Origin of the sequence: Arthrobacter sp. B6, assembly GCF_001663775.1 — a bacterium.
Lineage (GTDB): Bacteria > Actinomycetota > Actinomycetes > Actinomycetales > Micrococcaceae > Arthrobacter.
This window is the reverse complement of the sequence record NZ_KV467168.1, coordinates 2668411-2695352: the sequence shown is the minus strand read 5'-3', so window position 1 is coordinate 2695352 and position 26942 is coordinate 2668411. Positions and strand designations below refer to the sequence as shown.

Genomic DNA, 26942 nt, shown 5'->3' with positions numbered 1-26942 from the left:
GATCCCATATCAACCGGCTGTTCAGGCGGGGCAGGTCTGGTTGGAGACGCCGGGCAGCCCCTACGCTCGTGCTACTGATCCAACCGAGGCAATGGCGCAGCAGGGGGAAGAATGCAGTTCGACTTAAGTGCAGTGGAGACGGCCACCATGGTGTTCATCGGAACGCTGGTGTTTGCCCTGGTCCTGGCGGCCTTCGTCCTGACGGCAGGATTCCTGGCCCTGATCCTGGTGGGAGTAGGCAAGCTCGGCTGGTTCCTCGCCTCCAGCACGTTGCTGGCCGTGGTCCACGGATTGAACAATGGCTGGGACAGGCTGGTGCATCATGCCTCCACGGTGGAGATTCCCGGCGATTTCCAGGGTCAGCCCACCCCTAGCACCGGTAGCTACCCGCGGGTAATATTGAGGGACAGCTAAAGGGTTCTCCAACCCGGCGGATCCATGGCTGGAACCGGCCATCCCGGGCAGAGGAGATACCCCATGAGCTCCGCCACCGACAGTCCCGCCGCCAGCGCACCTGCCGCAGACGCCCCGGAGGCAGATGTCCCCGTCGCCACGAGCAGTATCGGATCCGGCGCAACCGCGGCGGATGCCCGGGCCATAACCGAGGCTGCCCGGCAGACTGAATGGGAACGGCCCAGCTTCGCCAAGGGACTCTACCTGGGCAACTTCGACCTCAGCCTCGTCCACCCCTGGCCCACAGCCAAGGAGGACGACGTCGAGCGCGGCGAAGCGTTCATGGCACGGATCGAGGCATATGCCCGCACGATGTCCGGCCGCGTGATCGAGCGGGACGACAAGATCCCGGACGAATACCTCAGAACGCTGGCGGACCTCGGCGCCTTTGGCATGAAGATCCCGCAGGAATACGGCGGCTTGGGCCTCTCCCTGGTGTACTACGGCCGGGCCCTTGCCTTGCTGGGCAGCGTGCACCCGAGCCTTGGGGCCCTGCTGTCCGCCCACCAGTCCATCGGCGTACCCGAACCCGTGAAGGTCTTCGGAACTCCGGAGCAGAAGCGGGAATACCTGCCCCGCTGCGCGTCCGGCGCCATTACCGCCTTCCTGCTGACAGAACCGGACGTGGGCAGCGATCCTGCCCGGATGGGCAGCACGGCAATCCCCACGGACGACGGCGAGGCCTACCTCCTGGACGGCGTGAAACTCTGGACCACCAACGGTGTGATCGCCGAGCTTGTGGTGGTGATGGCCCTGGTGCCGGCCCACACCGACTCTGACGGCACGAAGCACAAGGGCGGCATCAGTGCCTTTGTGGTGGAAATGGACTCTCCCGGCATTACCGTGGAGAACCGCAACAGCTTTATGGGGCTGCGCGGCATCGAAAACGGGGTAACCCGGTTCCATCAGGTGCGGGTTCCCGCGGCGAACAGGCTGGGGCGTGAAGGCCAGGGACTGAAAATCGCGTTGACCACGCTCAACACGGGCCGCCTCTCCATTCCTGCACTGTGCGTCGCCTCGGGCCGCTGGAGCCTGAAAATCGCCCGCGAATGGTCCAACGCCCGCACCCAGTGGGGCCAACCGGTAGGCAAACACGAGGCGGTGGGCAAGAAAATCGCGTTCATCGCTGCGTCCGCCTTCGCCCTTGACGCCGTCTTCGAGCTGTCCGCGGAGCTCGCCGACGCCGGGCAGAAGGACGTCAGGATCGAAGCCGCCCTGGCCAAGCTGTGGTCCACGGAGATCAGCTGCCGCATCGCCGATGAACTCGTCCAGATCCGCGGCGGCCGGGGCTTCGAGACGGCGGAGTCCCTGGAAGCGCGGGGTGAACGCGCGGTGCCGGCCGAGCAGCAGCTGAGGGACCTCCGGATCAACCGGATCTTTGAGGGCTCGTCCGAGATCATGAAACTGCTCATCGCCCGCGAAGCGGTGGACGCCCACCTGGCCGCCGCCGGGGACCTCGCATCGGTGGACGCAAGCCTTCAGGACAAGGCTAAGGCCGCCATCGGGGCATCCGGCTTCTACGCCAGGTGGCTGCCCAAACTGGTGGCCGGGGCGGGAATGGACCCCCGCTCCTACAGCGAATTCGGGCGGCTGGCCAAGCAGTTGCGCTTTGTGGAGCGCTCCTCGCGCAAGCTGGCGCGGCAGACGTTCTATGGCATGGGACGCTGGCAGGCCAGGCTCGAGCACAAGCAGGCGTTCCTGGGCCGGGTGGTGGATATCGGCGCTGAGCTGTTTGCCATGGCCGCATGCTGCTCACGGGCGGAGATGATTCTCCACACCGCACCGGAACGGGCAGCCAGCGCCTACGAACTGGCAGAGGCGTACTGCGAACAGGCCCGGGTCCGGGTTGACGAGTATTTCGATCAGCTCTGGCGCAACACGGACGACGGCGACCACCACCTCTCGCGCAAGGTCCTGGCCGGGGATTACACCTGGCTTGAGGCCGGCGTCCTGGACCAGTCGGAAGGTACCGGGCCGTGGATCGCGGACGCCGCTCCGAAGGCTTCAACAAAGGAAAACCTGCACCGTCGGTACCGGTAGAAAATAGTAAGCATCCTTGTTATCTGCCCTGACCAGTGGTTGAGTTGTGCCATGAGCAGCTCAATTGGACCAGAGGACAACCTTCCGCGGCGGACCCAGGGTGAAAATCCACGGAGCGAAAGCGCCCGCGATGAAACCTTCGCCGGAGGGCAGCCCACGCAGGCCTATGAACAGACGCCGGCTGCCTACGGCGAGCCCGGGTACGTGGCCGAACCAGGCGCCACCGACAGCACAGCGGCCTACCCAAGCGTGACTGACCCGAATGTCACCGACAGGCAGACCGCGGTGGCCCGGGAAAAGGAGCAGTTCGGCGGCATCAAGGTGGGCTCCGCATTCTTCGGCTGGCTGACGGCCACAGGCATGGCGGTCCTGCTCACCGCCTTCGTTGCCGCGGCCGGAACCGCCGTGGGCCTGGCCAACAACGCCGATGTCAACGATGCCGTCAACCAGGTGGCCACGAACGGCACCGTCGGGCTGGTGGGCATCATCGTCCTGCTGGTGATCCTGTTCGTCTCCTACTATTCCGGCGGCTACGTGGCAGGGCGGATGGCACGCTTCAACGGTGCCAAGCAGGGGTTCATGGTCTGGATCTGGGCGCTCATTGCGGCGGTGGTCATCGCCATCCTGGGACTCGTCGCAGGCCAGCAGTTCAACGTCCTTGCCAACCTGAACAGCTTCCCGCGCATCCCCGTCAATGAAGGCGAACTGACCATCACCAGCATCATTGCCGCCGTGGTGGTGGCTTTGATCGCGCTGATAGGAGCCGTGCTGGGAGGTCTGGCGGGCATGCGTTTCCACCGCAAGGTGGACAAGGCCGGCTTCACTCCGGACGAAACCTACAGCGAGGGCTAGGCGAGGAGGACGGCGTCCACGTAGTACCAGCGGCGGTTCTGGCGCACGAAACGGCTGGTTTCGTGGTGGACTCCCCGTGCGTCGTCGTGCCGGAAATGGGCTTTGAACTCCACGGTCCCCTCTGTGTCCAGTGGCCCGCCGCGGCTGGTGGACAGGATATCCAGGCGCCGCCATTCCATGGCCGGGTCCAGTTCCAGCTCGGGCGGCGCAGTGTCCGGATGCCACGTGCGCAGAAGGTAGCCGGCGTCGAGCAGGACAAACGCGCTGTACCGCGACCTCATCAACTGCTCGGCGGTGGCTGCGTCCGCCTGCCCGCTGTGGAAGCGCCCGCAGCACTCGGCATACATCTCACCGGACAGGCAGAAACAGCTGCGCGCGGTGGCTGGATTTTCGGGCATGATGCTCCTGTCAGGATGGTCCCGAAAGCCAGCCGACAAGGCCTTCGAGTCTCTTTGACGACTATAGGCGGGTGTGGCGTTGTCATATCGGGTAACAGGTTCGAAACAACCCTGGGCGCACCCCTCCCGGCGGCGGCGGGGCCAAAAAATAGTCCGTAAGGTAGTGGAGGGGCTGTTGCCCGTGGTGATGGGTGCCGGCACGGACTCCGCTGCTGGCAGATTGGAGGGGTGACGTGGGAGATTCAACAACCATCGCACTTAACCTGACGTTTTTTGGCACGCTCGGCCTCGCGGTCCTGATGTTTTTTGGCCTGTTCCTTCTGGTTGTTGCCACCCTTGTCCTGGCCGGCGTCGGGCGGCTCGTTGCCCTCACCGTGATGGCCCTCTTCGGCAAGCTTCCCCGGAATGAAACCCTGCCACTCGTCCGTTTGACCGGACCAGCGGGGCCCGCCTCCTCGGCCGGGGGGCCCGCCGTGGCAGAGCACGACGACGGCGCTGCCGCAGCCTCGCCCGCAAAGCCGGGGCGTGCCGGAGTGCTTCGCGCCAAAACCGCGGCCCTGCGGACGAAGACCGGCGCTGCCCTGTCGGCCACACTCACCCACAGCGGTACCGGTGCCAACACCGTTACCGCGCCGCGCGACTGGCGCAGGGTCCTGCGCAACGGCCGTGCCGCCCTGCAGCCGTCCGAACTGAAGCCGCGCTTCCGGCACGCCGTCGAGCACCATCCCCTGCTGACCGCGGCACGCCGAGAACCGCAGGTGCTGGCAGAGGGCTGGGCCGCCGCCGTCGCGGAAGCCGACGCGCGGGCGCTCGCGCGGGCTCGGGCCGCCGCGCCCGAGATCAGGATCTCTGTCCGGGACCTGCCTGATCCCGAAGTGCCGGCAGAGAAGGTGGTGGCCGTTGCCCCGCTGGTGGAATCGGCGCTGCACCAGGACCACCCGGTACACGACGTACCGCGGTCCTTCAAAAAACCTTCAGCTCCCGCGCCGCTGTCCCCGCTGGACACCGGTTCCCTGGTGTCACTTTCCGGCCACGCCAGGGTCCTCAAGGGGAAGTTGCCCGCCGACCGTCCATAGGCTGGGAACGCCCGCCGGGGCCACCAGAGCGGAGGCATCAGTATCATCCAGGCCGCCCCGACGCCGGCATCACCGCGGTGGACACAGCCGACGTTTACTCCCAGGGCGAGTCCGAAAAGGTTGTGGGCCGGGCGCTCCGCCGCCGCCGCGACGACGTCTTTGTCCCGTCCCTGGAGTACGCCGAGCTCCGCCGCCGCTGAGCGCGGAGGCTGCCGTACCGCCGTCGTACTTTTGGAAAGCCCTTTCCGCGAGCCCGCATCTCCGCTAGCGTGAGAACCATGGAATTCAGATACCTCGGAAACAGCGGCTTCAAAGTCTCAGAAATCACGTTCGGCAACTGGCTGACTCACGGCTCACAGGTGGAGAACGACGTCGCCACCCAGTGCGTCCGGGCGGCCCTCGACGCGGGCATCAGCACGTTCGACACGGCGGACGTCTACGCCAACACTGCCGCGGAGACCGTACTCGGTGCCGCGCTGAAGGGCGAGCGCCGCGAGTCCCTGGAGATATTCACCAAGGTCTACGGCCCCACCGGCCCCAAGGGCAAGAACGATCTTGGCCTGTCCCGCAAGCACATCATGGACTCGATCAACGGTTCGCTACGCAGGCTGCAGACCGACTACGTGGACCTCTACCAGGCCCACCGGTACGACTTCGAAACGCCGCTGGAAGAAACCATGCAGGCATTCGCGGATATTGTGCGGCAGGGCAAAGCGCTGTACATCGGGGTCAGCGAATGGACCGCGGAGCAGCTCCGCGAAGGCCATGCACTGTCCAAGGAGCTGGGCTTCCAGCTGATCTCGAACCAACCGCAGTACTCCATGCTCTGGCGGGTCATCGAGGCAGAGGTGGTGCCGGCCTCGGAGGAACTCGGCGTGTCCCAGATCGTCTGGTCCCCCATGGCGCAAGGTGTGCTGAGCGGAAAGTACCTGCCCGGCCAGCCTGCCCCCGAAGGCAGCCGTGCGACGGATGACAAGGGCGGCGCCAAGATGATCCAGCGCTGGATGCGCGACGACGTCCTGGCCGGCGTCCAGGACCTCAAGCCGATCGCCGCGGAAGCCGGCCTCACCATGCCGCAGCTCGCGGTGGCATGGGTCCTGCAGAACCCGAACGTTGCCTCGGCCATCGTGGGCGCGTCACGCCCGGAGCAGATCGCGGACAGCGTCGCGGCCGCGGGTGTAACGCTTGAGCCGCAGGTCCTGAAGAAGATTGACGATGCGATCGGCTCCCTGGCCGAACGCGACCCGGCGCAGACCAAGTCGCCCGCTGCGCGCGAAGCCTAGGAGCGGGCACCACTTTGGAGTTTTTGTCCAGATACGGAGACTTTCGGGGCTTTTATCTGCCCGTATCTGGACAAAAACCCGAGGGCTGACGGCCGCATCTGCCATCGCAGGCCTCAGCCGTTGACGGCGACGGGCACCCCGGCGTAAACCTGTGGGAAGGGACCTTCAGCCTCATCGAGCAGAATCGCACGGCCATGAAGCAGATCTACAGGCAACGCCAGTCAGCACGCCCCGCGCCGCATGCCGGCGAACCAACGTCGGGGCCGTTAACCCCGGAGGAGCTCCAGCTGGCTGCCCGGAACCACTCCATGCCACTGGAGGCGCTGCGCCGTGACATCACACCACCCGGGCTCCACTATGTCCTCACGCACTTCGACATCCCGGACATCGACGCCGCGTCCTGGCACCTGCAGGTTAAGGGCGCCGTGGAGCGGTCACTGGAGCTGAGCCTCGCCGCGCTCAAGAAGGACCCGGCCATCAGCATCCCCGTCACGCTCGAATGCGCGGGCAATGGCCGGTCCCTGCTCAAACCGCGCCCATTGAGCCAGCCATGGATCCTGGAAGCGGTGGGGACGGCGGAATGGACCGGGGTGCCGTTGGCCTACCTGCTCGCGAAGGCCGGCGTGCTGCCCGACGCCGTGGAAGTGGTCTTCACCGGCGCCGATGACGGAATCCAGGGCGGCGTCCGGCAGCGCTACGCACGGAGCCTGCCGATCCGCGAGGCGATGCGTCCCGACGTCGTGCTTGCCTACCGGATGAACGGCAGCGAGCTGCCCCCGCAGCACGGCTACCCCCTCCGCCTGGTAGTGCCGGGCTGGTACGGCATGACGAGCGTCAAATGGCTCGAGTCCATTGACGTGGTGACGGTCCCCTTCACGGGTTACCAGCAGCAGCCGGCGTACCGGTACCAGGACAGCGCGGACGACGCCGGCACACCGGTTTCGCGGATCAGGATCCGTTCACTGATGGTTCCGCCAGGCATCCCCGACTTCTTCACCCGTAACAGGGTGCTCCCGCGCGGGCCGGTGATGCTCACCGGCAGGGCCTGGTCCGGCCATGGTGCCGTGACGCGCGTTGAGGTGGGGATCGACGGCAAGTGGGCAACCGCCCAGCTGGAAAAGCCGGCCGGGCCCTTCGCATGGTGCAAGTGGACGCTGCCGTGGGTGGCTGATCCCGGCGAGCACGAGCTGGCCTGCCGCGCCACGGACGCCACCGGCGCCACCCAGCCCCTGGGGCAGAACTGGAACTACCAGGGGATGGGCAACAACTTGGTGCAGCGGGTGCGCGTGACCGTCGACTAGGCGCCTCCAGAACCGATGCCTCACGGCCAGGGCCCGCCGGCAGTCCACCATGGCAGGCTCCGGCACATGTCCGGGAAGATCCGCACGAAGCTCAAGCCGTATACTCGGTGCCAGCCATGACCATCCTTCCGTCCTCCCCCGCCAGCGTCCGCATTGATGCGTGGCTGTGGGCCATCCGCGCCTACAAGACACGTTCCGCGGCCACTGCCGCCTGCCGCGCCGGCCACGTGCGGCTGAACGGCAGTCCCGCCAAAGCCTCTGCCACCCTGGTCACGGGTGACACGGTCACAGTGCGCATGTCCGGCTACGAGCGGATTCTTGAGGTCCGGCGCCTGATCGCCAAGCGCGTCGGAGCCGAGCCTGCCTCCCACTGCTTTACCGATCACACACCGCCGCGTCCCATCGCCCCCGCATTGGGCCTCCCGCAGCGGGACCGCGGTGCTGGGCGTCCCACCAAGAAGGACCGCCGCGAGATGGAACGGCTCCGGGGCCCCGCGACCTAGGCCTTGCGCCGCCGACGCGCCCGCAGGCGTTGCGGCAACAGCGCCTAGCTCCTGGCCCTGGCGTGCACCAGGTTGGCGAACGGCAGCCGCGCAAACTCCGCGACAAAGTCCGCGTGGAGCCGGGCCTCAGTCCGGTTCACTTCTTCTGCCGGGACCTCTTTCCAGGCGATAACCAGCGAGTCGGAACCCGCGAGCTGCCACACCAGCCTGCCGTCCCAGTGACCCGGGGGCTTCCCCTTGCCGAAGTCCAGGAACTCCTGGATCTGGCGGCGAAGCCCTCGGTTGCCTTTGCTCCCTGCGCCCGCCCTGCCGAGATAGAGGACGTCTGCTCCCTCGACCCATTCGGCAGCCACTGCCGCTTCCGGCAATGAGGGGTCCTTCTTTTTGAAGATGCCGGCGGTGCTCCGTTTAAGGAAACGCGGTTCGAAGCCGTCCGGTTCCAGCACGGCGAAGACCCCTGTGCCCTGCGGGATCCGCATGACCTCAAGACTTCCGACAGCCCTGAATCCTGCGAAACCCTCGGCCTTAAGGGATGCCCTGCTGACCATGGTGGAGGCTCCTTGGTTGGTTGAGGTCCTCGGTGTGGAACCGCGTTACCATTCTTCCCCAACGGGGCAACATCCATTGAACTCAAGGGAATGGAATAATTGCCGCCCGCGCAGCCCCACGTCCAAAAGCGTAGAGTGGCCTAAGACGCCTGATTCTGGACGCCGTGCTGCCGAGGGAGAAATCGTGACGATTGACTGGGACGAAAAAAAGGCCCTGCTACAGGAACCGAACATCGCGGCGGTCACGCAGCTTTGTGACGAACTGATGGAAAAGAAGCCAGGGTCCGTCGTCCCGTACATCGATCCCATCCACGACGAAGACGAATGCCGCATCGTCAGCCTCCAGGTCAGCCCCGGCAAAGGCACGGAATCGGGGTTCGTTTCCCACTACAACGACGACGAAGCTGCCCGCCGCGCCACCCAGATCTATGAACTCGCGGAACTTGATCCCCGCTACGTGATGCCGTGGAACGCCTACCCGTGGGTGCGCGACCCCGCTCTGCCCACCGCGCTCAACGTCCAGGAAAAGACCGACGGCTTACGGCCCTTCCGCCAGTTCCTGAAGATCAACTCCCGCGTTTCCGCCATCATTGCCCACGGCACCGACGCGTCCACCTTCCTCACCCTCTTCGAGAAGACCTACCATTCCTCCTTGAAAAACAGTGGCATCAAGATCTACAAGGCCAGCGCGCTCGGCGGGCGGGCCTTTGCTGTTTCTGAAGCCAAGCAGGAAGAGCTGCTCCAGAAGAGCGTTGAGGTCTACAAAGACGCCATGCAGCGAGCAGGAATCCAGCACCTCTAGCCAGCCGCGAAATGACCGTTCGCCGCGGTTGACCGCCCGGGGACTGCGGCTCAGTGCCATCCCGGGAACTGCGGCTCAGTGCCATCCCGGGAACGCACGACGGCGGGACTCCCCCTCTTCGGCGGCTCACCGCGGTGTAGGTTGGGCCCATGGACGTGCGCGACTGGCTGCTTGACTCCGATCCCTCCATCCGCTGGCAGGTCCTGCGCGACCTCGCTGATACATCGGCCCCGGAAATTGCCGCCGAACGGGACAAGGTCGCCACCACCGGCTGGGGCGCCCGGCTCCTCGCACTGCAAGGCAGCGACGGACAATGGGACGGCGGCACGTACTGGCCCGCGCATGACGACGACCCGGACGGCCAGCCCTGGACCGCCACCACCTACAGTCTCCTGCTCCTGCGGGAGTTCGGCCTCAACCCGGCCAGCCGGGAAGCCCGGAAGGCGCTCACCCCGGTCCGGGACAACAGCCGCTGGGAGGAAGGCGACCAGCCATACTTCGACGGTGAAGTGGAGCCCTGCATCAACGGCATGGCAGTGGCAATCGGCGCGTACTTCGGCGAGCCCGTGGACAAGGTGGTGGATCGGCTGATCCGCGATCAGCTGACCGATGGCGGCTGGAACTGCGAGGCCGAGAGAGGTTCAACCCGCTCGTCCTTCCACACCACCATCTGCGTACTCGAGGGACTTCTTGAGCACGAACGTTCCACCGGCGGGACGCCCCAATCGCGGGAGGCGCGGCAGCGCGGCGAGGAATACCTCCTGGAACGCAGGCTGCTCAGGCGAAAAAGCACGGGTGAGCTGATCAGCGGACAGTGGCTGCAGTTCTCCTACCCCACCCGCTGGTTCTACGACGTGCTCCGGGGGCTGGACTATTTCCGCGCAGCCGGCGGCGCTCCTGAAGGACGCCTGGAAGAGGCCGTGGACGTGGTCCGGTCGAAGCAGCAGCCAGACGGCCGCTGGCTGCTGGAGAACACCCACCCCGGCAAGGTCCACTTCAAGCTTGAGGACGGCGACGGACAACCCAGCCGCTGGAACACCCTCCGCGCCCTGCGGATCCTCAGGTGGTACGGGGGCTCGTGACGGTACCAGCCTGCCCGGTCACGGTCAGCCTTCCAGCAGCCTCCTCCGGTGCCTCAGCTCCTTAACCCACGCTTTGGTGACCATGTCCGGAAACGGTGAGCCGCCGCCGTCGTTCCTTCCGGAACCAACCAGCCCGGCGAAGGCGGTGCCAGCCTCCAGGTCGGCGATCAGCGGACCGGACGCCTTCAGGGCAAGCTCCACCACCTGGACCGCCGTGCGGTCCGGAAGTCCCAGGTTCGTGGCCCAGCCCAGAAAGTGCCGCCGAGAAACTCCGCTTCGCTTGCCCGCCAACGTCAGCGCGAGGGTTTTATCCCCGTAGACGACGGTGGAGGGGATGTCATAGACGGGGGCGATGGTCCATTCCCCATGCGGCTGCTGGACCATCGAGACATTTTTCGCGTGCAGGTCGCCGTTGCCGCTCAGCCACGCAAACGCCCCCTGGATTGCCAGGTTCCTGAGGGCGGGGAGGGGTGCCGAGCAGTACTCCGCCAGCGCATGGCACACCTGGCCGTATCCCACGTTGTACTTGTCCGCCGGGTAGAGCTTCAGCACCTGCGCGCCGTCCTCCACAGCCAGGCGCCGCACCTCGTCCCGACCGCCGCCCGGAATGGGCACCCGGTCAAAGCGCTCCACCAGCAGGCCTGGCCTGCCCGCGACGTCCTGGATGAGCTGGACCCGGCTCAGCGGGATCCGCAGTTTGGCAGCGTACCGGAACATCACCAGCTCGTTCTCCACCACATGGGGAAATTCCGGGGCATTGAGTTTGAGGATGAACCGCCTCCCGGCCCTGGCAACCGGCAGCGAGATCATGCCCGCGGACAGTTTGTCCTGCACACCGGCCAGTGCCACGGGGTCGATCAGGTCCGGATCGCCCAGGAGCTGGTCGAAGTCCACGGGCAGCTTCGGGTCCAGCTGGACCGCGTGCTCGTCCGGGTCCAGCGGTTCGCCGTGCCCCACGATCTGCACGTCGCCCACCGGGTTACCGCCAGCCGCGATAAGCAGGGACAGGTCGTCGTCGGCACTGGTCTTTATGGACCGCCGCAGCGCGTTGAGCCGGCGGCCTTCCGGCAGGAGCCCGGTGAAATAGGGCGGCGCCGCCCCCGCGGCCGAGATGACAGGTTCACTGGTGAGCGGCAGGGAACTGGCGACGGCGGGTCCCCCTGACGAGAGGTAGGCCGGCAGGTAGCTGAACCGGGTGCCGCCGTCGTGCCGTTCAATCCGCGCGGCCAGCACGCCGGCCTTGTAGACGTCGGCGATGCGGTGTTTCATGGCGTGGGTTCTTGAGGGCTTGCGGGGCCGGTGAGCGCACGGGCAGCCGGGCTGGTTCTGGTGGCCACGCGGAGTTCCAGCCCCAACGTGTCCAGCAGGGCGGTCAGCGAATCCAGCTGCACACTCGGCTTGCCTTGCTCCACGAAGCGGACAAATCGTTCTGAGACCCCGGCCATGACTGCTAGATCGTGCTGGGTGAGCCCCAGTCCTGTGCGGCGTGAGCGCACTTCTGTGGCCAAGAGATCAGCGATGGGTTCGCTCATGGTCCTCCGATAGGTACGATCGTGCCGCTTTGTCCTTCACTGGGGAGTCTACGCCGAGATTGCGTCAGCGGGAATGGACAGACCGGTACGAACGTACCGGCTTGGAAGGGCGCTTTTGCGGAAGCGTATTTGCTTGGCCGGCAGCCCAGGGGAGACCGCGGGGCGATTCCAGGAATGGGCCTAAATTCGGCGAATGTGACGTATTTAACATAGGTTTGGTCGAACAAGTTGTTGCTCACATCTATGGGGGACTCGGACAGCAGAACTGCCACGAGGGGCGCCGGGCAAGAATCAAGCCCAACCAGGAAGTCTTGAATCCATGCAAGCAATACCCATGACCGTTGCCGATGAGGTCAGCTGGCTGGCCACCATTGAAGAAACAACGGACGCCGTGTTCCGCCCCGTGGCTGAGGTTTTTTCGACCATTGTCTTTTTCCCGATCACCATTGGCGAAGTCAGCTTTCCGGCCGTGGTGGCCTGGCTGATCGCCGCCGGCATCATCATCAGCATCTACCTCGGCCTAGTCCAGTTCCGCGGCCTGAAGGTCTCCTACGAAGTGGTCCGCGGGCGCTATTCCGCCAAACATGATCCGGGAGAGGTGCCCCACTTCCAGGCGCTGACATCTGCACTCTCCGGCACAGTCGGCCTCGGAAATATCGCCGGCGTGGGTGCGGCCATGGCGCTCGGCGGCCCCGGCGCGACGTTCTGGATGATCCTGGCTGGCCTGCTGGGCATGGCTACAAAGTTCGCGGAGTGCACCCTGGGCGTCAAGTACCGCGAAGTGCACGAAGACGGCACCGTCACGGGCGGGCCGTTCAAGTACCTCCCCATCGCTTTCCAGAAGTTAGGCACCGTCCCGGGGAAGATCCTCACCGGAATTTTCGCGGTCTCTATCCTGATCTTCGGCATCGCCGGCGGAAACATGTTCCAGGCCAACCAGACGTTCGCCCAGATGCGGAACGTCACCGGCGGCGATGAAGGACTCCTCGGGAGCGCCGGGGCAGCGCTGATCTTTGGAGTCATCCTCGCGGCGCTGGTGGCTGCCGTGATCCTGGGCGGCATGAAGTCCATCGGAGCCACCACCAGCAAGCTGGTCCCTGCCATGGCGTTCGTCTACGTGACGGCCTGCCTTTTTGTCATTATCGTCAATTTCAACCAGGTTCCGGCCGCGTTCGGGGCCATCATCACCGGCGCCTTTAACCCCTCCGGCATGGCGGGCGGCCTGGTGGGCGTCATGATCGTCGGCTTCCAGCGCGCGGCATTCTCCAACGAAGCCGGCCTGGGATCAGCGGCGATCGCCCACTCCACCGTCAAGACGCGCCGTCCCGTGAGCGAAGGCTTCGTTGCAATGTTCGAGCCGCTGGTGGACACCGTCATCATTTGCACCATGACAGCCCTCGCGATCGTCATTGCGGGTGCGCCGAGCCTCCAGGCAGGCATCGACCAGGTTCAGGCCGGGGACGGCGCCCCTGACGGCGTCATCCTCACCTCAGATGCGTTCGCCACGGTCCTCCCCTGGTTCCCGCTGGTCCTCGCCTTCGCAGTGGCACTGTTCGCCTTCTCCACGCTCATCACCTGGTCCTACTACGGCCTGAAAGCCTGGGAATACCTCTTCGGGCGCAGCAAGGCCTCAGAAGTCACCTACAAGTGCGTGTTCCTGTTCTTCACCGTCGTGGGCACGGTACTGACCTTCACCCAGGTGCTGAATTTTGCGGATGCCGCGCTGTTCGTCTGCGCCTTCGTCAACCTGCTCGGCGTTTACCTGCTGCTGCCCGTCATCAAGCGCGAGATGACGGCCTACCTCGCTGAACGCAAGAGCGGCAAACTTCTGGAACTCGGAATCGAGGCCGACGAGGTCCGCACACCCGGCCGGTGAGGCTGGAATGATCCGAAGAAACCGCTCCCGCCCCGCCGGGTAGGCCAAGGAGGCTGGCGCCCGCTGTGGGTGCCAGCCTCCTCGCACCCGCAGACATTGACACAGCCTGTGACCCGTGCCATATTTTAATCCATGAACCTGTCAGACAGCCGGACAGCAGGACAGCCTGCGGAGTCCGCAGCGGACCTTGGGGCCCAGGGCCAGAGCACTGCCCAACGCCCGGCCCAGCCGCTCGCCCGGCTCAGCGCTGCCGAAGCGGTGTTCAACGCCATCCGCGGCGACATCGAGTCCGGACAGGTCCCCGTCGGCGGAAAACTCAGTTCCGAGGCCGCCCTCTCGCAGCACTATGGCGTGAGCCGCTCGGTTATCCGCGAAGCCCTCCGCTCCTGCACCGCCCTGGGCCTGACCGTCACCAAGACCGGCAGGGGTACGTTCGTCGTGTCCAATACGGTCGCCGGTGACCTGACACTGGGACAGTACTCCGCCCGGGACCTCACGGAGGCCCGCCCCCACATCGAGGTTCCCGCAGCAGGGCTGGCCGCCCAGCGCCGGACCGGCGAGGAACTGGAGACCCTGCGGCAGATCGTCGAGGCGATGGTCACCGAAACGGATCCCGAATCCTGGGTTGCCCTGGACTCCAGCTTCCACGCCGCCATCGCCCGCGCCAGCGGCAACAAGGTGTTCGCCAGCGTCGTCGGGGATATCCGGAGTGCGCTGGCCTTCCAGTCGGAGACACTGAACATGGTGGCCGACCGCCAGAACGCGTCGGACATCGAGCACCAGCAGATCCTTGCCGCCATCGAGGCCGGCTCCGCCGACGCCGCGAGCGAAGCCATGGCCGCACACCTGCGCGCCGTCGGGGTTGCCCTCGACTCCATCCTCAACAAGTAACCGCCACCCCTAGGACTCCATGCCAGCCCCTGCCATGCCCGCCGCCCGGACCGCCGCCCCCGGCGTCCCCGCAACTGAATCAGCGATGCTCCCGCAGCACGCACCCCTGGTGGTCGCCACGCGCGGCGGCCTGGTCGAAAGCATCCACTACGGCTCGGCCATCGCCACGGCGCCTGACGGCTCAACCCTGGCAACGGCCGGGGATCCCCTGGCTCCGTTCTACCCGCGCTCCTCCCTCAAGCCGCTGCAGGCGGTGGCCATGGTCCGCGCCGGCCTGAACCTCCCCGCTGACCTGCTGGCCCTGGCCGCAGCAAGCCACTCCGGCGGAGCCAAGCACCGCGGCGGCACCCAGCGCATCCTCGCCATGCACGGCCTCACCACCGGCGACCTGGAGAACAGTACCGACCTGCCCCACGGCACAAATGAGCGCGAGGACTGGCTGCGCTCCGGTTTCCACGCCACGCAACTGACGCAGAACTGTTCCGGGAAGCACGCCGCCATGGCTGCCACCTGCGTCATCAACGGATGGCCGGTTAAGGGCTACCTGAACCCGTCCCACCCGCTGCAGCAGCACGTTACCGCCACCCTCACCGAGCTGACGGAGGAGGAACCCTTCGCCCGCAGCGCGGATGGTTGCGGAACACCGCTCTTCGCCCTCACCCTCCGCGGCATGGCCCGCGCCTTCGGCCGAATCGCCGCTGCCGCAGGAAACGCCGCCGGAAGCACCTCCGACGACGCCGGTTCCGCACCGGCAGCAGCGGAAGCCGCCGTCGGGCTGGCCATGCGCCAGCACCCGGACATGGTGGCCGGCGAAGGCCGGGACGTCACCGACCTGATGCGGCTGCTTCCCGGTTCAGTGGCGAAAGACGGTTTTGAGGGTGTGCAGCTCGTGGGGCTGCCGGATGGCCGGGCAGTTGCCGTCAAGATTTCCGACGGCGGCGACCGTGCCCGGATGCCAGCGACTGTCCGCCTCCTCGGATCCCTCGGGGTCGACATCGCCCCGCTGGCGGACATTGGCACTGCCCCCGTGCTGGGCGGCGGCCACACAGTTGGCCTGCTGCAGCCCACAGACTTCCTGTCCACGCCCGTCGACGAAGCCCGGTGATCCCGGAAGCACCCGTCATCTTCCACAGCCTCCACAAGAGGGCCTCCCACCTCGAGTCAGCCTGCCGCACCCTGAACGCACGCTGCCTCCAACGCATCACCGCCAACACCCAACTCCAGGAACTCCCCGCCCCCAACGCCTCGCCAACCTCAGCAAGTAGGCTCTGGCCCCTCCCACCAATGGACCCCTAAGGACACCCCCATGACAAATGCCCAACCGGACACTGCCCAAAAGCAGGTCATCACGGACCACACTGTTCCGCCCCAGGCTCACGCCTCTGAGTCGGCCTTGCACGCGGAGGACAAGGGTTACCACAAGAACCTCAAACCGCGGCAGATCCAGATGATCGCGATCGGCGGCGCGATCGGCACCGGCCTGTTCCTGGGCGCGGGCGGCCGGCTCAACGCCGCGGGCCCGTCGCTGGTGATCGCCTACGCCGTCTGCGGCTTCTTCGCGTTCCTCATCCTCCGCGCACTGGGCGAGTTGGTGCTGCACCGCCCGTCCTCGGGTTCCTTCGTGTCCTACGCCCGTGAATTCTTCGGGGAGAAGGCCGCGTTCGTCTCGGGCTGGTTCTACTGGATCAACTGGGCCACCACCACCATCGTGGACATCACCGCAGCCGCCCTCTACATGAACTTCTTCGGCAACTACATCCCCTGGATGGCGGCCGTCCCGCAGTGGGCCTGGGCACTGATCGCCCTCGTTGTGGTCCTGGCCCTGAACCTGGTCTCTGTGAAGGTCTTCGGCGAGATGGAGTTCTGGTTCGCCTTGATCAAGGTCGCCGCGCTGGTCATCTTCCTCGTCGTGGGCACCTACTTCGTCATCTTCGGCACCCCGGTGGACGGCCAGCAGGTGGGCCTGAGCCTGCTCTCGGACAACGGCGGCATCTTCCCCAACGGCCTGCTGCCCATGATCATCCTGATGCAGGGCGTGCTGTTCGCCTACGCCTCCATCGAACTGGTCGGCACCGCCGCCGGCGAGACCGAGAACCCGGAAAAGATCATGCCCAAGGCCATCAACTCAGTGGTCTTCCGCATCGCCGTGTTCTACGTCGGCTCCGTCATCCTCCTGGCCCTGCTGCTGCCGTACACCTCCTACGAAAAGGGTGTCAGCCCGTTCGTGACGTTCTTTGGCTCCATCGGCATCCAGGGTGTGGACGTCATCATGAACCTTGTCGTCCTCACCGCCGCCCTGTCCTCCCTCAACGCCGGCCTGTACTCCACCGGGCGGATCCTGCGCTCCATGTCAGTGAACGGCTCCGCCCCGAAGTTCGCCGGCCGGATGAACAAAGCCGGCGTCCCCTACGGCGGGATCGCCATCACCGCCGGCGTGTCCCTCCTCGGCGTCCCGCTGAACTACCTCGTCCCGGCCCAGGCCTTCGAGATTGTGCTGAACGTCGCCTCCGTAGGCATCATCATGACCTGGGCCACCATCGTCCTGTGCCAGCTCCAGCTCAAACGCTGGGCCGACAAGGGCTGGCTCAAACGCCCCTCCTTCCGGATGTTCGGCGCCCCCTACACCGGCTACCTCTCACTGCTCTTCCTCGTCGGCGTCCTGGTCATGGTGTTCATCGAATCCCCCCTCACCATGCTGGTCACTGCCATCGCCTCCGCCCTCATGGTGGCCGGCTGGTACGCCTGCCGCACCCGCATCCGCGAAATCGCCGAAACCCGCGAAGGCTTCACCGGCACAGCCCCCGTCATCGCAAACCCGCCTGCGGAATCCTTCAAAAGGTAACGCGCCGCCGGCCAGCCGGCAGTGACGCCCGACGGCGGCACCTTAGGTTCCGTAGACACGGAACGTAGGGTGCCGCCGTCGTTACCGCCCGGGATCCCACTTGACGCCTGAGGCGGGCAGGTCTGGTTTACTGCCTGTCAGAGGCTCCCTCAGCGGAAGCGGAAAAGCGTATCCATGAGCGCGCGGGCTGCCCCGCCGACGAAGTCCGCCCCGCGCCCATCAAGGTTTGAAATCGCCACAGCAGACCTCTGCTTCGGCCGCCATCCTGTAACGCAACGCTCCCGCAACCCCCGGGCGGGAGGTGATCGCTTATGCTCAGCAGAGCGCTTCACACGCGGCTCTGTAAAAGTTCAACGAGCAGTTCAACGACGAACCACCCGGGAGACATGGCATGACCAACTGGCGGATCAGGGATTTCCACTCAGCGGACCTGGACGGGATCCTGCACCTCTGGGAATCCCTCAAAGCCACCAACGTGGAACCCGTCTATGCCCTCTCCGAGGTGCTGGCGTCCTGCGAAAAGGACCACGCGGTGGTGGCTGTCCAGGGCGACATGGTGGTGGGCGCGGCTGTGGGACGCGCCGCCCACGACCAGGGCTGGATCGTGTTCCTGGCCACCCTTCCGGAGTACCGCGGCCGCGGTATCGGCACGTCGCTGCTCGCCGCCGTCGAAAACCGGATGGCCCCGCACGGCCTCAACAAGCTCTCGGCCCTGATGCCGGAGTCTGAAACGCGGGTGGAGGCGTTCCTCAGCCGCGGTTTCGCACTCAAGAAGAACCTGCGCTACTTTGAGCGGACCATCCCCGTGCAGCGTCAGGAACTCGGCGCACTGGGCCAGCTGGGCGGCCGGATCCTGGCCCGGGACCTGTGGGAAAACGTCGCCGGCATGCGCAGGGAAAAGGAACTTCTTGAGCGGCGCCTGGTCCTGCCCCTGGCGGAGGCCGACCTCGCCGATGAATACGGTGTGGTGCCGCCGCGCGCCGTGGTGCTGTTTGGTCCTCCCGGCACCGGCAAGACCACGTTCGCGAAGGCCATCGCGTCCCGGCTGGAGTGGCCGTTCGTGGAGGTTTTCCCGTCGCGGCTGGCGTCTGATCCCAAGGGACTCGCCGGCGCGCTGCGCGAAACCTTCCTGGAGATCGCTGAGCTCGAGCACTGTGTGGTGTTCATCGACGAAGTGGAAGAGATCGCCTCCCAGCGCTCCGGCGAGCCGCCGTCGCCGCTGCAGGGCGTCACCAACGAGCTGCTGAAAATCATCCCGGCGTTCCGCGAACAGCCCGGCCGCCTGCTGGTCTGCGCCACGAACTTCATCAAGTCCCTGGACAGCGCCTTCCTGAGGCATGGCCGCTTCGACTACGTTATCCCCATCGGGCTCCCGGACCGCCAGGCCCGCGAAGCCATGTGGCAGCGCTTCATCCCGGCCACCGTGGTGGACGACGTCGATGTGGAACTCCTCGTGGAGCGTACCGAGGGTTTCTCCCCGGCGGACATCGAGTACGCCGCCCGCAGCGCCTCCCAGCGTGCGCTCGAAAAGGCAGTGTACGACGACGGCGGCGCGGCCTCCGGAGGCAGCGTTTCGGTCCGCGAAGCCGTCCGGAAGGGGCCGTCCACGCAGGACTACCTGGACGCCATCGGGGAAACCAGGACCACCGTCAGCGCGGAGGTCCACCAGGACTTCTTGGAGGACATCGACGCCCTGGGCCGGGTCTAAGCCCCCGCCAGGACGGACTCGCCGGAAAGCTGCGTACTCGCCGAAGAGTTGCCTGCGAACCGGTAGCGTTCCGGCGACTTCGCACTTCAGCGGCACGGGCGGCTCCAGCATGGTGGAGCCGGAACCGCGCCGCAGGTAATCTTTGACCCATGTCCTCGAACCCCCTCCGGCACGCCCTCTCCCGCATGGGCGGCCGGGATCCCCATGAAAATCATCGTTCGGCCACGCCGCTGGAACTCTTCTTCGACCTGACGTTTGTCATTGCCTTCGGCGTGGCGGGCAGCCAGTTCGCGCACGCGATCGCTGAAGCCCACTTCGGCGCGGGCCTGCTGGGATTCTCCTTCGCAATGTTCGCCGTGATCTGGGCGTGGATCAACTTCACATGGTTCGCAAGCGCCTACGACACCGACGACTGGGTGTTCCGCGTGGTCACCATGGTCCAGCTTCTTGGGGTGCTGATCCTGGCCATGGGAATTGAGCCAATGTTCCACTCGCTCGTGGAGGGCGAGCATGTGGACAACGCCGTGATGGTAGGCGGCTACGTGATCATGCGCCTGGCCCTGGTCTTCCAGTGGCTACGCGCGGCACAGCAGGATCCCGCACGCCGGCAGACCTGCCAGCGCTACGCCGCGTACCTTGGCGTGGTCCAGCTCGGCTGGATCGCGGTGCTCGTCATTCAGGCGGACATCCCCACCACGTTCCTCGTGGCTGCACCGCTGTTCATCTTGGAAATGGCCGCCCCCTATGCCGCGGAGCGCGGCATGCGGACCCCGTGGCACGCGCACCACATTGCCGAGCGCTACGGGCTTCTAGCCATCATTGCCCTTGGCGAATGCCTGATCGGAGCGATCGAAACCCTCCGCGCCATTGTGGCCAACCACGGCTGGAGCGTTGATGCGGCGCTGGTGGGATTCGGCGGAACGGCCCTCGCATTCGGCATGTGGTGGATCTACTTCATCGTGCCCGCAGGCCCGGCCCTGCACCACCAGCGGCACCGCTCATTCTTCTTCGGCTACGGCCACATGCCGATGTTCGCCGCAATCGCCGCAACTGGCGCCGGACTGCACGTGGTGGCCTACTATATCGACCATGAGGCCCACATCAGTGCCGCCGTGGCCGTGGCCAGCATCGCGGTACCCGTGGCGCTGTTCAAGCTCTCCCTGACCTGGCTCTTCAGCGTCATGATCTGCGTGGACCGCACCGTCCTTGCCGTCGCGGCCGGCGTCGTGGTCGCCATGGCGGGCAGCGTGGGACTTGCCGCCGCCGGTGTCTCGGTGCCCGCCTGCCTGCTGGTGATTGTGCTGACCCTGGGCGTGTCGATTGTCATTGACGAGAAGCGCGGCACCGAAAGAATGAACGCAGCGCTGGAGAAAATGAAAGCCGGAGCCTAGGAGGCCCCGTCCCTGCTGTCCGCCGCTTCAGCGGTTTCGACAGCCTCGACCACCGGTGCAGGCTCGGCCGCAGGGGCGTCGTCGTACGTCAGGTGCTCGTAGTCCGTTTCATCTTCGTCGTCCAGCCTTTCGTCCAGTTCCTCGAGCAGCCAGGGGTTTACCCGAGCCAGGATCTTGCGTACTTCCTCCACCTCGACGGCGGCATAAAGTACCGGACGGGCATCCCGGTATTTTGTGACCGGCGGCTTATCCGGCCACTTCTCGGCGAGTGCCCTCACCCGCTCGGGCAGTGAGTTGTGGGCGTTATCCGCGATCTTGACCAGCGCCGCGTCGTGGTCCTCGGCGATTTCCCGGATTCCGGCCGCATAGTCGTCAGGATTCTCATGGAGCCTGTTGGTGACCCGCTCAATGATTCCCACGGCCCGCTCGGAGACGCCCATGTCCAACAGTGCCTGCCGGGTGATGGGAGTGTCCTCGGCAATGTCGTGCAGGTACCCGGCGATCCGGATGTCGTCGTCGAAATCTGCCAGGGCATCCCCCACCGCGATGACGTGGTCACGGTACGGCCGCTTGAGCTTGTCTTTCTGGCGGTTGTGGGCCACCTCAGCCAGGACCTTGGCGGTCTCGACAGTGAACCTGGGCGCGGGGCTGTGCTCTGGAGAGTGCTGGTCTGACATGGCTCCAGCCTACGCGCAGGGCCACAAGTGTACGTTCGCGCCGGGACCGCCCCCGGCACGAACACATCCGGCAGGCGACCCGCGGAAGCTCACCTCACGGCAGGCCGCCAGCCAGTCCTTGGCCGGGCCAGACCCAGGTTTTCCGCGGAAGACGGTCCGGCCGGAACGAAACGAGTGCCTGCTCCAGCGTTCCAGCCGGCAGCCCCAGGGATCTCAGCAGGTGGTCCCGCACGTCGCCAACCGGGACCCCTGCACGGGCAAGGGCGCCCAAGGTGACGGCTCCGTCGCGCTTGGCCAGCCGTGCGCCGTCGGAATTTACAACCAGCGGAACATGGGCATATTCCGGAGTCGGTATATTCAGGAGCAACGCGAGATATGCCTGCCGGGGGGTGGATGCCAGCAGGTCGTCCCCGCGGACCACCTGGTCGATGCCCTGCGCGGCGTCGTCCACCACCACAGCCAGGTTGTACGCGGTCACTCCGTCGTTGCGGCGCAGCACAAAGTCATCCACCACGCCTGTGAATGCGCCGTGGAGAACGTCGTTCACGGTGTACTCCGCGACCGCTGACCGAAGTCGGATGGCTGCTGGCCGCATAGACCGCTTGAGCTCCCGCTCGGCGGAATCGAGGTTCCGGCAGGTCCCCGGATAGGCCCCCTGCGGCGCGTGCGGGGCCGACGGCGCCTCCTGGATCTCCCGGCGCGTGCAGAAGCACTCATAGGTCAGGCCCGCAGCCGTCAGCCGGCTGATCGCTTTGGCGTAAACGCCACCCCGGTCCGTCTGGCGTACGACGGCACCGTCCCAGGTGATGCCGATCGCAGCAAGATCGCGGAGTTGCTCTGCCTCCGCCCCGGCGCGTGCACGGTCCAGATCCTCGACGCGCAACAGGAATTCCCGTCCGCTGGACCGGGCAAACAGCCAGGCGAGCATGGCAGTGCGGAGGTTTCCCACATGGAGTTCACCGGAGGGGCTGGGGGCAAAGCGGCCGGCTGGGGTCATGGATCCACCCTAGTCCGGGCAACACAAGAGCCCCTCAGCTACCGACGACCTCGCAAGATCCGGCGTCGGGAGCTCAGGGGCTCTTGCCGTGTTTGCTTCAATGACCATGGTGTGAACAAGTGTCAATCAGCGGCAGCCTCCTTGCGGGAGGCGGTGTCCAGTTGCCGGGTGGTGTTCCGGGAGCCTGTAGCCTGCGGGAGTCGGCGGTAGCCTCTGCCCTTGTTGCCACAATTTGACCAGAACCCATACAGTTGGCACAACCGGCACGCGGTTGGCCGGTCAGTCTGACTAATAGATGACGCGCAGCCCGACAGGAACTGATCAGATTGCAGAAATTGGACGCCACCGACAAGCGCATCCTCAATGCCCTGGACGAGGACCCCCGGGTCCCCATCATGGTGCTGGCCCAGCGGCTGGGCCTGGCGCGCGGAACAGTACAGTCGCGCCTGGAGCGAATGTCGGCGTCGGGTGCCCTCCGCCCGAACAGCAGCCGGGTGCTCCCCTCGGCCTTGGGCCGTGGCGTGGCGGCAGCGGTCAGCGCGGAACTGGACCAGAGCCATCTCGACGAAGCCATCGCGGCCCTCCGTGAAATCCCGGAGGTCCTGGAGTGCCACGCACCTGCCGGCGACACCGACCTGCTGATCCGCGTGGTGGCCACCAGCCCGGACGATCTTTACCGGGTCTCGGAGGAAATCCGGCTGTGCCCCGGAATTGTGCGCACGTCCACCAGCATGTTCCTGCGCGAGGTGATTCCGTACCGGACCACCGGCTTGTTGCGCGGCTGAGTCCGTCCGGTCGGCCTGGGAGGGGAGCTCTCCCCATCGCCCTGCCAGGCCCGTGGCCGCTAGGCTGGCACGGGAATCCATTCAGGGGGAAACATGGCGGGGAACTTTTACGGCGGCGACGTGGCCCAGTTACGGCAGCTCGCCAAGGACCTGGCAGGTGGCGCCAACAGACTAAGCCTGCTCGGCCAGCAGCTCAGCAGTGCCATCAGCGCCGGCGCCTGGAAAGGACACGACGGCGAGCGCTTCCGCAGCGACTGGACCTCGTCGCACGTGAAATTGCTGAAGTCCGCTACGGCCGGCCTGGAGTCGGCGTCAAAAACGCTGCTGGCGAACGCCGACGAGCAGGAGAAAGCCAGCAACAGCGGCGGGACTGGTCCAGGCGGCAGCGGTTCCGGCAACGGTTCAGGGGGCAACGGTTCCGGGGACGGCGCCGCCCAGGAGCTGACGGACCGGCTGAACGGCATGACCGCCGAAGAACGCCAGGACTACCTCGGCAGCGACGAATTCAAGCAGTGGGCCCTTGAAAATCCCGAGGCCGCCAAGTCAGCCATGGACGCAGCGGCCGACTCAGGGCTAATTGACAAGAACTCCGAGGAGTACGCGGACTTCCTCAGTTCGTATTGGAACCAGCAGGCCATGCTGGAGATGGGCATTGACCCGGCCAGTTGGGACACGTCCAAGGGCACCGAACATAACTGGGAGACCATCAAGAAGGTCTACGATTTCTACGGCCAGGCCTACCTCGCCAACCCGGACCTGCAGTGGGCCGGAATGGCCAACATGATCGGCCCATCCTTTGCCGGCGGCTTCAAGGACATGGACATGCTGCGCGAACTTGCGCAACAAATCGCCGACAATCCAGCCTCGGACGTCCCGCTCCCCATCCTCGGCCAGATCGAACAGCTCGCCGGGATGACCGACGAGGAGATCCGCTACTACGAAACCAGCATGCTGGACATGAACAAGGAGATCTTCCTTGACCAGGCGCGCCAGCACGAGGCTTATGTGAACGGCGGAATAGACGAGATCAACCGGCTGCGGGATTCCGGCGCCATTGATTCCAACACTGCCGAGGCCTGGGCGGACATCGATTCCGGAGACCCCGACCGGATCCAGGAGGGAAACACCACCCTGCTCTATCGCGAGCAGAACGAGATCATTGCGGACGACTACGACAACATGCGGGACCACCCCGGCGGTGAAGCCGTCACCTACATGGTGACACTGGCCGGCGAGCCCTCCATTCCTGGTGCGAAGAGCTACGCTGAGGTCTTCCCTTACACGTTCAGCGTGGAGAGCCCGGGGCCGGAAAACGTGCCTTTCACCAACTGGGACAACCCCTCCCAGTTCCGCACCGACTTCACCACTGGCTTTCCCGACGGAAACATCTCGAATGCGGACCAGCGGTGGGAACTCATCCGGCAGGACACCCTCCCGGCCTACCAGGACCTCCTGGCCACTGATCCGGCACGCGCCGCGCAGATCATCGCCTCGGACTTCAACGACCGCGTGGACCAGCACAGGCCCACGAACAACATCCCCGGCATCATGGACCGGTTCGTGGATGGCTTCGGCGCGGAGGTCCACCAGTGACGAACCCCCGGCACAGCGCACCTTCGCGCCTGGGGCGGCAGGCCGCCGTCGTACTCCTTGCGCTGACTTCAAGCCTCGCCCTGGCCGGTTGCCAGGCCGGTGGCACCACCATCGAACCCATTTCCCAAGGGAGCACTGTGAACACGACCGACTTTTCCACCCTTGACGCCGCCGGAGTGGCTGCGATCCGTGAATCCAAGGCCGCACGGCTGGACATGAGCTCGGGCCGGCTGGAAAAGGCTGCCGTAAGGGTCACCGAAGACAGCTACGGGCCGGAGATCAACACCCGGGACTCGGGAAAGATCAAGCTCACCATCGTTGCCCCAACCGGCGAGATCAGTGCGGAAACTGACCGTATCCGCTTCAACACCACCCAGAAGCGGGAGGACTTCAGCGAAGTCACCTACTTCCTCACCGCCGACTCGCCGGACGAGTATTTTGACCTCATCCGGGACGGTGTGGAGCGGTACGGGATCGACGCCGACTCCGCAGAACGCTGGATCGCCGGTGCCGTGCGGGACCCGGGGCGAAAGAGCGATTTCTCCATCACCTCCGGCACGTCCACGGGACTGGAAGTGAACTACGATCTCAGGTACGACGGCGGCAAGGAGACCCAGGTAATCATCGTGCACGTCAGCCCGGCAGCCTAGGCAGGTTCCCTGGGCAGGAAGAATGGGCAGCAGACCCGCAGGTACTAGACAGGCGGGCCGGCGTTGGACTTCAGGTTCTTCATCACCAGTGTGGACGTCAGCCGCTCAACACCCGGCAGCGAAGTGAGCTCAGCGTCGTAAAACCGCTGGTACGCCGGCAGGTCTTCGGCGATGACTTTCAGCAGGTAGTCCGGTGAACCGAAGAGCCGCTGCGCCTCCACAATGTTGGGGTTGTCCGCGACCCGGTTCTCGAAGATCTCCATGGTGGGCCGGTCCACCTGCCGCAGCGTCACGAACACAATCGCTTCGAACCCCAGCCCCACGGCGGCCGGATCAATGTCCGCTTTGTACCCGCGGATGACGCCCGAGGACTCCAAATCGCGCAGCCTCCGGTGGCAGGGGGCGACGGTCAGGCCCACCTTGGCGGCGAGCGCCGTGGCAGTCATCCTGCCGTCCTCTTTGAGGTGGCGCAAGATATTTCTGTCAATATGGTCAATCACGCAATAATCTTACCGAAGCAACGGGCTCCCGCGAGAAAAAGGGGAGCACTTATGGCATCAAAGTTCATAGGGTTTGTCCTGTAGCCATCTGACAGGAGTAACCCGTGAACGCCCAGCTGTTTCTCGCCTTTATTGTGGTGGCTGCCGCCCTGGCCTGCACCCCTGGCGTGGACTGGGCGTACTCCATAACCGCGGGCCTGCGGCAGCGCAGCTTTGTACCCGCAGTGGCCGGCCTCTGCGGCGGATATGTCCTGCACACCATCCTCATGGCGGCCGGCCTGGCGGCCCTGCTGACCGGGATGCCAGGCGTGCTGGGTTGGATCACGGTAGCCGGCGCCGGCTACCTCCTCTGGCTCGGCGCCAGCACCCTCCGATCCTGGCGCGGAGCCTCCTTCAGTGCGGCAGACGCCGTCGGAAGCCCCGCCGCCAACCAGCTCCGGACATTCCTCCAGGGCATGGGCACCAGCGGCATCAACCCCAAGGGCCTGCTGTTCTACGTGGCCCTGGTGCCGCAATTCGTCAGCCCCGAAGCGTCGCTGCCCGTGCCGGTGCAGTCGGGGCTGCTGGGCCTGACGTTTGTGCTCCTCGCGGGCGTCGTCTACACCTGTGTGGCGCTCCTGGCCAGGAAAATCCTGCAGTCCCGCCCGGGCGCAGCACGGAGGGTGACGCTCGCCAGCGGCCTGATCATGGTTGGCTTGGGCGTGGTGCTCCTGTCCGAGCAACTGGTCCCGCTGTTCTTCTCCTGACGCACGGCTGGGCTGTACGGGCCAGGGCACCCTCGCCCGGATGCCGCGACAGCTATGGGCGCCGCTCCATGAACCACTCAGTGAACTCGGAAGCCCGCCCGCCTGGAGCCAACCGGATAACCCACAGGTTGTCATAGCTGGGACGGTCGCCCAGATAGTGCGTGTAGCCCTGCACAAAGGCCAAGTCTCCATCGGTTCCCAGCAAGGACCACTCAAACGTCCATTCGTCCGGCTCATCACGGGCCGCCAGCCAGCGGTCAACGATCTGGTCGCGCCCGGTCCACGGGTCCCTGTCGTGCGGACGGGTGGCGTAGACGGCATCCTCGGTGAACAGGGCACGGATGTCGTCTGGCTCGTTGGTGGTCCACGCGCTGATGTACTTTTCCATCCAGGACCGGACTGCGTCGCTCATTTCT

Annotated in this window: 28 protein-coding genes and 1 pseudogene; 21 read left to right on the top strand and 8 right to left on the bottom strand. The window is 65.6% G+C overall.

Going from position 1 to position 26942, the window contains the following annotated elements; all coding sequences use genetic code 11:
- The first annotated feature begins 111 nt into the window (after positions 1 to 111).
- The 3 genes from AU175_RS11940 (at position 112) to AU175_RS11930 (ending at position 3345) form a co-directional block, all read left to right on the top strand.
- Positions 112 to 414: a hypothetical protein gene (locus AU175_RS11940; protein WP_066289042.1), complete on the top strand. Its 303-nt coding sequence runs from the start codon at positions 112 to 114 to the stop codon at positions 412 to 414.
- Between the two features lie 63 nt (positions 415 to 477).
- Positions 478 to 2493: an acyl-CoA dehydrogenase family protein gene (locus tag AU175_RS11935; protein ID WP_066289040.1), complete on the top strand. Its 2016-nt coding sequence runs from the start codon at positions 478 to 480 to the stop codon at positions 2491 to 2493.
- A gap of 51 nt (positions 2494 to 2544) precedes the next feature.
- Positions 2545 to 3345, top strand: a complete 801-nt coding sequence (locus AU175_RS11930; protein WP_066289037.1) for a hypothetical protein — start codon at positions 2545 to 2547, stop codon at positions 3343 to 3345.
- Here AU175_RS11930 and AU175_RS11925 read toward each other — a convergent pair.
- Positions 3342 to 3743, bottom strand: a complete 402-nt coding sequence (locus tag AU175_RS11925; RefSeq protein WP_066289032.1) for a YchJ family protein — start codon at positions 3741 to 3743, stop codon at positions 3342 to 3344. The genes AU175_RS11930 and AU175_RS11925 overlap by 4 nt on opposite strands.
- Positions 3744 to 3976: 233 nt before the next feature.
- Between AU175_RS11925 and AU175_RS11920 the strand changes: the two genes are divergently transcribed.
- The 5 genes and pseudogenes from AU175_RS11920 (at position 3977) to AU175_RS11905 (ending at position 7906) form a co-directional block, all read left to right on the top strand.
- Positions 3977 to 4819 carry a hypothetical protein gene (locus AU175_RS11920; RefSeq protein WP_066289030.1) on the top strand — a complete coding sequence of 281 codons (843 nt, stop codon included), beginning with the start codon at positions 3977 to 3979 and terminating at the stop codon, positions 4817 to 4819.
- A 59-nt stretch (positions 4820 to 4878) separates the two neighbouring features.
- Positions 4879 to 5007: pseudogene (locus AU175_RS22395) on the top strand (aldo/keto reductase); the annotation flags it as partial.
- Between the two features lie 90 nt (positions 5008 to 5097).
- A complete protein-coding gene (locus AU175_RS11915) occupies positions 5098 to 6102 on the top strand; it encodes an aldo/keto reductase family protein (protein ID WP_066291015.1) in 1005 nt (334 codons plus the stop codon).
- 194 nt (positions 6103 to 6296) lie between these two features.
- Positions 6297 to 7403 (top strand): sulfite oxidase, encoded by a 1107-nt coding sequence (locus tag AU175_RS11910; RefSeq protein WP_066289026.1) that lies wholly within the window; start codon positions 6297 to 6299, stop codon positions 7401 to 7403.
- Positions 7404 to 7519: 116 nt separating this feature from the next.
- A complete protein-coding gene (locus AU175_RS11905) occupies positions 7520 to 7906 on the top strand; it encodes an RNA-binding S4 domain-containing protein (RefSeq protein WP_066289023.1) in 387 nt (128 codons plus the stop codon).
- A gap of 44 nt (positions 7907 to 7950) precedes the next feature.
- On the opposite strand, the gene AU175_RS11900 is transcribed toward AU175_RS11905, so the two are convergent.
- Positions 7951 to 8454 (bottom strand): hypothetical protein, encoded by a 504-nt coding sequence (locus AU175_RS11900; RefSeq protein ID WP_066289020.1) that lies wholly within the window; start codon positions 8452 to 8454, stop codon positions 7951 to 7953.
- Positions 8455 to 8638: 184 nt separating this feature from the next.
- On the opposite strand from AU175_RS11900, the gene AU175_RS11895 reads away from it, so the two are divergent.
- Together AU175_RS11895 and AU175_RS11890 are read left to right on the top strand one after the other, a co-directional pair.
- Complete coding sequence (locus AU175_RS11895) at positions 8639 to 9256, top strand: uracil-DNA glycosylase (RefSeq protein ID WP_066289018.1); 618 nt, start codon at positions 8639 to 8641, stop codon at positions 9254 to 9256.
- A gap of 149 nt (positions 9257 to 9405) precedes the next feature.
- Positions 9406 to 10338, top strand: coding sequence for a hypothetical protein (locus AU175_RS11890; RefSeq protein WP_066289016.1), 933 nt, complete (start codon positions 9406 to 9408; stop codon positions 10336 to 10338).
- 24 nt (positions 10339 to 10362) lie between these two features.
- On the opposite strand, the gene AU175_RS11885 is transcribed toward AU175_RS11890, so the two are convergent.
- Together AU175_RS11885 and AU175_RS11880 are read right to left on the bottom strand one after the other, a co-directional pair.
- The gene (locus tag AU175_RS11885) at positions 10363 to 11607 is read right to left on the bottom strand and encodes a type II toxin-antitoxin system HipA family toxin (protein WP_066289014.1); all 1245 of its coding nucleotides are present in this window, start codon (positions 11605 to 11607) and stop codon (positions 10363 to 10365) included.
- The gene (locus AU175_RS11880; protein ID WP_066289011.1) at positions 11604 to 11870 is read right to left on the bottom strand and encodes a helix-turn-helix transcriptional regulator; all 267 of its coding nucleotides are present in this window, start codon (positions 11868 to 11870) and stop codon (positions 11604 to 11606) included. Before AU175_RS11880 ends, AU175_RS11885 begins: the two co-directional genes overlap by 4 nt.
- A 334-nt stretch (positions 11871 to 12204) precedes the next feature.
- Between AU175_RS11880 and AU175_RS11875 the strand changes: the two genes are divergently transcribed.
- The 7 genes from AU175_RS11875 to AU175_RS11850 all read left to right on the top strand — a co-directional run bounded on the left by AU175_RS11875 (position 12205) and on the right by AU175_RS11850 (position 20578).
- Positions 12205 to 13746 carry an alanine/glycine:cation symporter family protein gene (locus AU175_RS11875; protein ID WP_231938538.1) on the top strand — a complete coding sequence of 514 codons (1542 nt, stop codon included), beginning with the start codon at positions 12205 to 12207 and terminating at the stop codon, positions 13744 to 13746.
- Positions 13747 to 13878: 132 nt separating this feature from the next.
- A complete protein-coding gene (locus tag AU175_RS11870) occupies positions 13879 to 14637 on the top strand; it encodes a FadR/GntR family transcriptional regulator (RefSeq protein ID WP_066289005.1) in 759 nt (252 codons plus the stop codon).
- 19 nt (positions 14638 to 14656) lie between these two features.
- Positions 14657 to 15742 (top strand): asparaginase, encoded by a 1086-nt coding sequence (locus tag AU175_RS11865; RefSeq protein WP_066289003.1) that lies wholly within the window; start codon positions 14657 to 14659, stop codon positions 15740 to 15742.
- A 201-nt stretch (positions 15743 to 15943) separates the two neighbouring features.
- Complete coding sequence (locus AU175_RS11860) at positions 15944 to 17479, top strand: amino acid permease (RefSeq protein WP_066289000.1); 1536 nt, start codon at positions 15944 to 15946, stop codon at positions 17477 to 17479.
- A gap of 107 nt (positions 17480 to 17586) precedes the next feature.
- Positions 17587 to 17709 carry a nickel-binding protein gene (locus AU175_RS22800; protein ID WP_082979228.1) on the top strand — a complete coding sequence of 41 codons (123 nt, stop codon included), beginning with the start codon at positions 17587 to 17589 and terminating at the stop codon, positions 17707 to 17709.
- Positions 17710 to 17870: 161 nt separating this feature from the next.
- On the top strand, positions 17871 to 19187 hold the full coding sequence (locus AU175_RS11855) for an ATP-binding protein (RefSeq protein ID WP_066288997.1): 1317 nt from the start codon (positions 17871 to 17873) through the stop codon (positions 19185 to 19187).
- Positions 19188 to 19336: 149 nt separating this feature from the next.
- Complete coding sequence (locus AU175_RS11850) at positions 19337 to 20578, top strand: low temperature requirement protein A (protein WP_066288996.1); 1242 nt, start codon at positions 19337 to 19339, stop codon at positions 20576 to 20578.
- Here AU175_RS11850 and AU175_RS11845 read toward each other — a convergent pair.
- Together AU175_RS11845 and gluQRS are read right to left on the bottom strand one after the other, a co-directional pair.
- Positions 20575 to 21255, bottom strand: coding sequence for an HD domain-containing protein (locus tag AU175_RS11845; protein WP_066288992.1), 681 nt, complete (start codon positions 21253 to 21255; stop codon positions 20575 to 20577). The two genes, AU175_RS11850 and AU175_RS11845, sit on opposite strands and share 4 nt — an antisense overlap.
- A gap of 94 nt (positions 21256 to 21349) precedes the next feature.
- Positions 21350 to 22252 carry a tRNA glutamyl-Q(34) synthetase GluQRS gene (gluQRS, locus tag AU175_RS11840; RefSeq protein WP_066288987.1) on the bottom strand — a complete coding sequence of 301 codons (903 nt, stop codon included), beginning with the start codon at positions 22250 to 22252 and terminating at the stop codon, positions 21350 to 21352.
- A gap of 326 nt (positions 22253 to 22578) precedes the next feature.
- On the opposite strand from gluQRS, the gene AU175_RS11835 reads away from it, so the two are divergent.
- From AU175_RS11835 to AU175_RS11825, 3 genes are all read left to right on the top strand, one after another.
- The gene (locus AU175_RS11835; protein WP_197497085.1) at positions 22579 to 23037 is read left to right on the top strand and encodes an Lrp/AsnC family transcriptional regulator; all 459 of its coding nucleotides are present in this window, start codon (positions 22579 to 22581) and stop codon (positions 23035 to 23037) included.
- A gap of 93 nt (positions 23038 to 23130) precedes the next feature.
- Positions 23131 to 24630, top strand: a complete 1500-nt coding sequence (locus AU175_RS11830) for a WXG100 family type VII secretion target (RefSeq protein ID WP_066288983.1) — start codon at positions 23131 to 23133, stop codon at positions 24628 to 24630.
- Entirely contained in the window at positions 24627 to 25280 is a 654-nt protein-coding gene (locus AU175_RS11825) for a hypothetical protein (RefSeq protein WP_066288981.1), read from the top strand. The genes AU175_RS11830 and AU175_RS11825 overlap by 4 nt, the downstream gene beginning before the upstream one ends.
- Positions 25281 to 25324: 44 nt before the next feature.
- On the opposite strand, the gene AU175_RS11820 is transcribed toward AU175_RS11825, so the two are convergent.
- Complete coding sequence (locus tag AU175_RS11820) at positions 25325 to 25780, bottom strand: Lrp/AsnC family transcriptional regulator (protein ID WP_082979127.1); 456 nt, start codon at positions 25778 to 25780, stop codon at positions 25325 to 25327.
- Positions 25781 to 25884: 104 nt separating this feature from the next.
- Here AU175_RS11820 and AU175_RS11815 point away from each other — a divergent pair, with 104 nt between their 5' ends.
- Complete coding sequence (locus AU175_RS11815) at positions 25885 to 26526, top strand: LysE family translocator (protein ID WP_066288976.1); 642 nt, start codon at positions 25885 to 25887, stop codon at positions 26524 to 26526.
- A 52-nt stretch (positions 26527 to 26578) separates the two neighbouring features.
- On the opposite strand, the gene AU175_RS11810 is transcribed toward AU175_RS11815, so the two are convergent.
- Positions 26579 to 26938, bottom strand: a complete 360-nt coding sequence (locus tag AU175_RS11810) for a YybH family protein (protein ID WP_066288974.1) — start codon at positions 26936 to 26938, stop codon at positions 26579 to 26581.
- Positions 26939 to 26942: the final 4 nt, after the last annotated feature.

Excerpts from the sequence above, each read along its gene's own strand:
- AU175_RS11890 (WP_066289016.1), top strand. The coding sequence starts at position 9,406 with ATGGACGTGCGCGACTGGCTGCTTGACTCCGATCCCTCCATCCGCTGG.
- AU175_RS11905 (WP_066289023.1), top strand. The coding sequence starts at position 7,520 with ATGACCATCCTTCCGTCCTCCCCCGCCAGCGTCCGCATTGATGCGTGG.
- AU175_RS11925 (WP_066289032.1), bottom strand. The coding sequence starts at position 3,743 with ATGCCCGAAAATCCAGCCACCGCGCGCAGCTGTTTCTGCCTGTCCGGT.
- AU175_RS11855 (WP_066288997.1), top strand. The coding sequence starts at position 17,871 with ATGACCAACTGGCGGATCAGGGATTTCCACTCAGCGGACCTGGACGGG.
- AU175_RS11810 (WP_066288974.1), bottom strand. The coding sequence starts at position 26,938 with ATGAGCGACGCAGTCCGGTCCTGGATGGAAAAGTACATCAGCGCGTGG.
- AU175_RS11875 (WP_231938538.1), top strand. The coding sequence starts at position 12,205 with ATGACCGTTGCCGATGAGGTCAGCTGGCTGGCCACCATTGAAGAAACA.
- AU175_RS11910 (WP_066289026.1), top strand. The coding sequence starts at position 6,297 with ATGAAGCAGATCTACAGGCAACGCCAGTCAGCACGCCCCGCGCCGCAT.
- AU175_RS11880 (WP_066289011.1), bottom strand. The coding sequence starts at position 11,870 with ATGAGCGAACCCATCGCTGATCTCTTGGCCACAGAAGTGCGCTCACGC.
- AU175_RS11845 (WP_066288992.1), bottom strand. The coding sequence starts at position 21,255 with ATGTCAGACCAGCACTCTCCAGAGCACAGCCCCGCGCCCAGGTTCACT.
- AU175_RS11940 (WP_066289042.1), top strand. The coding sequence starts at position 112 with ATGCAGTTCGACTTAAGTGCAGTGGAGACGGCCACCATGGTGTTCATC.
- AU175_RS11865 (WP_066289003.1), top strand. The coding sequence starts at position 14,657 with ATGCCAGCCCCTGCCATGCCCGCCGCCCGGACCGCCGCCCCCGGCGTC.
- AU175_RS11930 (WP_066289037.1), top strand. The coding sequence starts at position 2,545 with ATGAGCAGCTCAATTGGACCAGAGGACAACCTTCCGCGGCGGACCCAG.
- AU175_RS11850 (WP_066288996.1), top strand. The coding sequence starts at position 19,337 with ATGTCCTCGAACCCCCTCCGGCACGCCCTCTCCCGCATGGGCGGCCGG.
- AU175_RS11830 (WP_066288983.1), top strand. The coding sequence starts at position 23,131 with ATGGCGGGGAACTTTTACGGCGGCGACGTGGCCCAGTTACGGCAGCTC.
- AU175_RS11915 (WP_066291015.1), top strand. The coding sequence starts at position 5,098 with ATGGAATTCAGATACCTCGGAAACAGCGGCTTCAAAGTCTCAGAAATC.
- gluQRS (WP_066288987.1), bottom strand. The coding sequence starts at position 22,252 with ATGACCCCAGCCGGCCGCTTTGCCCCCAGCCCCTCCGGTGAACTCCAT.
- AU175_RS11885 (WP_066289014.1), bottom strand. The coding sequence starts at position 11,607 with ATGAAACACCGCATCGCCGACGTCTACAAGGCCGGCGTGCTGGCCGCG.
- AU175_RS11870 (WP_066289005.1), top strand. The coding sequence starts at position 13,879 with ATGAACCTGTCAGACAGCCGGACAGCAGGACAGCCTGCGGAGTCCGCA.
- AU175_RS11900 (WP_066289020.1), bottom strand. The coding sequence starts at position 8,454 with ATGGTCAGCAGGGCATCCCTTAAGGCCGAGGGTTTCGCAGGATTCAGG.
- AU175_RS11935 (WP_066289040.1), top strand. The coding sequence starts at position 478 with ATGAGCTCCGCCACCGACAGTCCCGCCGCCAGCGCACCTGCCGCAGAC.
- AU175_RS11860 (WP_066289000.1), top strand. The coding sequence starts at position 15,944 with ATGACAAATGCCCAACCGGACACTGCCCAAAAGCAGGTCATCACGGAC.